This window comes from Deltaproteobacteria bacterium (genome assembly GCA_016931625.1).
Taxonomy (GTDB): domain Bacteria; phylum Myxococcota; class XYA12-FULL-58-9; order XYA12-FULL-58-9; family JAFGEK01; genus JAFGEK01.
Map to the genome: position 1 here is coordinate 1 of JAFGEK010000067.1, position 6,003 is coordinate 6,003.

Here is a 6,003-nt window from a genome sequence, read left to right on the forward strand (position 1 = left end):
ACATATATTTAAATAATGAAAATGGTATTTGATGGTATACATGTTATACGCATTTAAAAATATGCGCTAATTTTTCCTACAAGCTGCGTCAGGACTTTTTAAGGAGTTACTATTGAAATACATAACTTTTAAAAGTTTCTTTTTTTAAAACGTTTACAACCAGCAAACTAAAAGCAGGTGTATAGATTTTTGAGAAGCTATAATCTTATTTGGATTAGCTAATGGAAATTTATAATCAAACACCTTTTTCGCCACTAATTTTTAATACTGATGCTATTGGTGATTTATCTTTTTACACTGCAGTTGTTCGTGGCACCTTTACCATCACTAGCCATAAAAAAATACAGTTAGCTCAAACGCAAGAACCATTAGCTCTCAATGATCGCTTTTTAAATGATCCTCACACTAGCAGTCTTATCGAAGAAACGGATCTTGTCCCATATAAGCCACGCGCTGATATCTACTTAAACGCAGAAGCTCATGCACCAAATGGTAATCCACTAACAAACTGGTTAGTTAGAGCTCGAATTGGTCAGTTGACTAAAACTTTACGCGTTTGTGGGCAGCGCTATTGGCGTCGCAATATTCTCGGTTGGTATCTCGACAAACCTGCACCGTGCATTAAAGTTCCACTTCATTATGAGTTAGCCTATGGAGGCACGGTTACTTTTGGTGAAACCTCTGAAGCCTACGAGTACAATCCAGTCGGGCTTGGTTATGTTACCTGTTCATCATCTGGACGACTTAAAACTGGTACACTTAAAAGCTTACCAGCACCGCAAATCGAAGCCCCTAATGAACCTATCGTAAACCTTAAACGCCGCTATACTCCGCAAGGTTTTGGCCCTATTAACCGCGCATGGTTACCACGTCGCACGCTAGCTGGCAGTTTTGATCAGGCTTGGCTTGATAGACGTTCTCCTCGTTTGCCTGTCGATTTTAATTTTTTACACTACAATAGCGCTCACCCTGATCTTATTTACAATGGCTTCATGCAAGGTGATGAGCCCGTCATTCTTGAAGGTTTTGACCCACATAAAATAATCAATTTCAGTCTTCCTGGCTATAAAATCAAAGTAGCCGTGAGTGACGTTTTTGGTCCGATAGAAGAACAATGCTGTCAGCTTGATACTGTTCGTATCGATGTTCCTGCTCGACGAGTTCACCTAACATGGCGCGCCATGATTAACACGCGTACTCAATTAGATAAAATGGTCGTTTGGACTTTTAAGGAACTAAAGCATGCCTCGTGAAGAAGGTGCCAGAAAAGCTGAACGGGTAATCGTTGTTTCAACTGCGCCAGCAGTCTGTAATACCCCTATTGGCGGTGTAATGAAGCCCGTGCCTTACACATTAGTTGCCGACATGGGTAACGCAGAGAAAACTGCTTCTTCTGTAAACTTAACTACTGAAACGGCTTTTTCAGAAGAAAGCAGAGTACCTAAGGTAGAGGGCAATGAGGCTGGTACAGGTGGTGGTCTTCGTTCAGGCGTGCATAATGGTTACTGTCGACCACTTATAGTAAGCAGCAATGTTCGCTTTAAAAAAAAGGGGGCTGTTTTTAATAACTCGCTAATGGTCATGAACTGCGCTGGCCCCAACGGCCCAGGTGATACCCTCGGGATAGTTATATTTATTAAAATTATCGATACACCAAGTGGTGACCCATATGCTTATTTGACCGTTAAAAATGAGGCTTTAAAAGACAACTATCCATATAAAGATAGCACTTTTAAAAAAATTGAAGAGATGCGGGCTGACATTCTCGAATATAGTAAAAAATATAATGTACCTCCAGTTGCAGTAGCTGGCGGTATCGCTGATGAATATAATAGTCGGCGTTGGTGGCTAGATGCGCCACAAGATGCGGTAATTGATAGTCTTAGCAATGATGATATTCAATTGGACATTGACGTAGGAATTGACCATCGTCTTTTAAATGCCATGAAAAACGACATTGGTCCTGGCAATTTAAAACTCGAGACTGCCTGGGATTTATATCAACGCTATCCCAACGAATTCCCAACAGGATGGCAATATACAGATATGGTTGACTATATACTTACTGATCGCGGTACATCTCATGTAGCTGCATTATTCACCTATGATGCTCAAACCACTATTGCTTCGCAGTTAGCGAATCTATCGCCAGAGATGCAAGAGGCAGTACTAGTAACGTGCTATAAGCGTGGGCTAGATAACTATGTTCCTCAACTTAATAAAACATTAAATAAAAAACCATTTATGCCTGGTGAAGGCGTTCGCACATTACGACAACGTGATCAACTACAGAAAGCGCTAGGAATAGAACCTGCAAAATCTACCGATGCTCTTGATATTTCAATAACGGTTGCGGTTAATGTAGGAGTTCGAATTAGCAAATAACGATTTATGTATTTCTCATTTTCATTCAATGTAGATTAGTTAAGATCGATTACACCTCCGATAACTTTAACCGCTTTTTTACCTTCAATGGTTATTTCGCCACTTTTTGAAAGTGTTATTTTACTATCACCACAACATAACTGAATTTTAGCACCAGCTTTAATAATTTTAAGAAAACCAGTTTGTTCAGTATTAATACCAGCCACTGTAGTACTCATAGCAGCACCAACATTTACCGCGTATGCACCACCAATTGAAAGTGTCTTTGCTCCTCCAATATTCTCTTGACTTATACTACCGACACTTTCGCTTTTCTTGCTAGCAATTTTGATGTTCTGACTACCACCAACAGTAAGTTTATCATTCGACGTTATTTGGCTTTTTCGATTTGCTGACACAGATATGCTTTCATTACCGCCAATTAATTTACTGCGATTACCACCAATGTTTAACTGATCTTGTGCCGCAACTGTTACTTGATGATTAGCACCAACATTAGTAATTTGATTAGCAACAATTGTTGCAGTTTGATCATTCCCTACATTTATTGTTTCATTGGCCCCAACATTTAATGACCTATTACTACCTACTGATATATTTTGATTATTACCAATTTGCACAGTTTGGTTATTAGATACTGATTCTGTATCATCATGGCCTATTTGTGTGCTTTGGTCGTTCAAAATCTTAGCGCGTAAATCTTTTTGTGCTCGAATAGCAATCTCTTCATGCCCACATGCATCTTCAAAAATAAGTTCGTTATAACCAGCACACTCAGGTGAACTTCTTGTAGTAATACCGCTTTTTGTCTTCTCTTGTGGTAAAGATATAGCTGTCAAATTGGCACCATTATATACGCAGCCAATCACAATTGGTCGATCAGCATTACCTTCTAAAAACTGTACTACAACCTCCATACCTATACGCGGTACAAATAGAGTACCAAAACCCTTTCCTGCCCATGATTGCATCACCCTTATCCAACATGAACTGTGTTCATTGTTTTTTCCCTTTAAATCCCAATGAAACTGTACTTTTATTCGCCCATGCTCATCAGTGTAAACTTCTTCATTAGCTGGCCCAACAACTACCGCTGTCTGTGTCCCTACTGTCGGTCTTTTGTTTGCGTAATGTGGTCGATATACTTTATCTTCTGGAACACAAATAAATGTGTTTTTATATTCACTATCGTTTTTTTCTTCAGCAGCAAAAATACTAGGTGCAGTTCCATGATGTACTATGCTGGTTATTAGATAGCGTCCTTTAAGTGCACCAATACTACGATCATACAACTCAAAACGACTACCAGGAGTAAATCCACTTACTATGGCTTCACCTACGATTAGCTCATCTGCGATAGTATTGGCTTGGTTACCTAACTCAATACGATTACGAAAATCTTGATGATTTGCTTCTAGACACAAAGCAGGTGCAGAATCATAAATCAAACGCTCATTTTGCATGTTATCTTTTTTATGCAGCTCGTAGTGCACCATCATTTTTGGCTTCTGCCAATCATACTCGCGTAAAATTAGGCTTGTAGGTCCAAGAACTCGTTTTTTTTGCAGCAACTGTACAACTTCCTCACTCGGAACTCCGGCACTATGAGGCACTAACCTCACAATATCCCCTGTAGGTGAATCATATGTTGGGTAGGCGCTATTTGCATCAACCAAAATTATGTTTTCATTATTAGCACTATGATCAAAATAAAAACTAATGCCTTCTTCATGCAATAAACGACGTACAAAATCATAATCACTTTCATGATATTGAACGCAATATTCACGCACTGCATAGGCACTACGACGCAGAGTTAAGCTAACATCACGCGCATATGGCTCTAAATCTTCCTTCAAAATCTCACAAACAATTTCAACAGCAGTTTGATTTTGAAAAATTCGTGAGTTCATCGTTTGTGTTAACATCCACAATGCTGGTACAATTTCAGCTTGAATTACTAAATGATCTTCAGCGGTGCCAACACACTCTATTTGCTTTATTACTCCACATAATCGATGAGTTACTATTGACCCTCGTGATAAAGTTACCAAACAAGACACGCCTAACATTGCCTCGAGATCAATATCTACTACCGGATACTGCAATTCAAGAACACAATGATATAACTCAGAAATTTCTTCAGTAAGATTAAAGCGTCTTATATGCCAATTACTATCACCATCAGCCATTACAAAATTATAACATACAGGTTCTAGCGCCATGGCGACAATCATCCCTGCCTTGTAATCAAATACAAGGTATAACTGTTTAATAACTGATAGTTTGATTCTTATAGCCCAGAATATTTTAAAATAACTACAATCGCTCTTATAGGTTACTTCTTGTTACTTTTTATTTATATTGAAGGTGTTTTATGCACTATTACAAATGCTTACTACGCTATTTTATTTTTGGTTAATTATTTTTGATTTTTTATTTTTATGCTTTGTTCTGTTCTTTTAAAGATGCACTCAAACTTTCTAATTCTTGGCATTAAAAGTAAAATCGCTAACATTGAGCATTAAATATGCACTAACGTAATATATATCAATACTATTACTCTGTTTTTTCTGTATAAAAATCTGGGTTGAGAGAAATATCTTTGCTAACGCTAGCTTGCCAACTGGGCGGGTCCATATATGACATCCCATATTTGGCCAGAATTTTTGAAGTTGCTATATTAACTACTTTTTCATTGTATCAATCGCATTATTTGATCTGCGCTTAATGCAGCTAAAGCAAAGAACAAATGGCAAGCTACTTTCGCGTATCCTTTGACCCAAATATTACGACCACCAAATTCATCTTTAAGCCGTGCATTAACACGCTCAACTGTTGAGCGTTCATTATAACGAATAGATATTGCCGTTGCTAAACCATGTGTTTTCTCAAATTTTGTTTCTTTAGGTCGCTTCTCTTGGCTTTTACCATTACACTGGGGATTTTCATCTATAATCGGAATATGCCCCAAAGATCGACTAAAAGTTTTAATCTCTTCGCAATCATATGCAGCATCCATTAAGTCATAAAGTGAAGTAACTCGCTGGCTACTCATAGTTGCTAATGGAATAGCTACTTGACTATCATGTACAGAAGCTGAGGTAAGTATAGCACTTATAGGTATTTGGCCGTCGGCAACATCTATGTGCAATTTATAACCTATCCAAGAAGTTTGATGACCTTTGCTATTGCGTTTAGTACCAACATCACAACTTTTAAGCAGTTCTAACAGCATTTGCGATAGCGACATATTTTGTTGTTGCTCTATTCTTATTTGTTGTTTTGCAGGTCTGATTTCATCTTTTCTAGGACGACCTCGACTTCTTCTGATTTGCAGTTGTGGTGTTTTTGCTTTAATCTTTGGCCTCTCTCTTGCCTCTATAGCGGTTGAATCTTTTGAAATATGGCCAATAAGTCTTTGACTCTGTGTCTCTGGGATTATTGCTTGATGTAATTTTTGAGCTATATCGTTTTGAGCAAATTCAGCGAAAACTCTACTGAATACTGATTCACTAGGAATATCCTTTCTTGTTAAAAACCCACATATGCGCCGAAGGCGTACATCAATATAAAGGCGATCAAGTAAAGTTCGTGTAGTAGCTAAATTTAACACGG

At 38.1% G+C, this 6,003-nt stretch carries 4 protein-coding genes; 2 read left to right on the forward strand and 2 right to left on the reverse strand.

The annotated features are described in order from the left end of the window. Positions 1-221: 221 nt before the first annotated feature. Together JW841_05840 and JW841_05845 are read left to right on the forward strand one after the other, a co-directional pair. On the forward strand, positions 222-1,253 hold the full coding sequence (locus JW841_05840; protein ID MBN1960448.1) for a DUF2169 domain-containing protein: 1,032 nt from the start codon (positions 222-224) through the stop codon (positions 1,251-1,253). Beyond that, a complete protein-coding gene (locus tag JW841_05845; GenBank protein ID MBN1960449.1) occupies positions 1,243-2,385 on the forward strand; it encodes a DUF4150 domain-containing protein in 1,143 nt (380 codons plus the stop codon). Before JW841_05840 ends, JW841_05845 begins: the two co-directional genes overlap by 11 nt. A gap of 35 nt (positions 2,386-2,420) precedes the next feature. Here the strand turns inward: JW841_05845 and tssI are convergent, their stop codons facing one another. Then, positions 2,421-4,610 (reverse strand): type VI secretion system tip protein VgrG, encoded by a 2,190-nt coding sequence (tssI, locus tag JW841_05850; GenBank protein ID MBN1960450.1) that lies wholly within the window; start codon positions 4,608-4,610, stop codon positions 2,421-2,423. Between the two features lie 470 nt (positions 4,611-5,080). After that, a partial coding sequence (locus JW841_05855; protein MBN1960451.1) for a transposase occupies positions 5,081-6,003 on the reverse strand: 923 nt, incomplete at its 5' end.